This is a genomic window from Streptomyces sp. SID5785 (assembly GCF_009870065.1).
In the GTDB taxonomy this organism is placed as follows: Bacteria; Actinomycetota; Actinomycetes; order Streptomycetales; family Streptomycetaceae; genus Streptomyces.
Genome location: NZ_WWIA01000102.1, coordinates 1 through 282, shown reverse-complemented (window position 1 = coordinate 282; position 282 = coordinate 1). Strand labels below are relative to the sequence as shown.

The window sequence follows — 282 nt, the reverse complement described above, 5'->3', positions numbered from 1 at the left end:
GCCGCAGCAGCCGCCGACCAGCGACAGACCGAAGCTGTTGACGAAGTTCTCCTGCGCGTCCGCCATCTCCGGCGGGGTCAGCGGGAAGTGCGCACCGTCCTTCGTGAGGATCGGCAGGCCCGCGTTCGGCATGCACATCAGCGGCGTCGTGGAGTGCTGCGCGAGGTAGCGCAGGTGCTCGCTCATCTCGGCCGGGCCGGTCGAGCAGTTCAGGCCGATCAGGTCGATGCCCAGCGGCTCCAGCGAGGTCAGCGCGGCGCCGATCTCCGAGCCGAGCAGCAT

At 69.5% G+C, this 282-nt stretch carries 1 protein-coding gene; it reads right to left on the bottom strand.

Annotation, left to right across the window (positions count from 1 at the left end; all coding sequences use genetic code 11):
• Window positions 1-282, bottom strand: a 282-nt coding sequence (locus GTW43_RS03005; protein ID WP_161299996.1) for a homocysteine S-methyltransferase family protein, incomplete at both ends; no start/stop codon positions are given.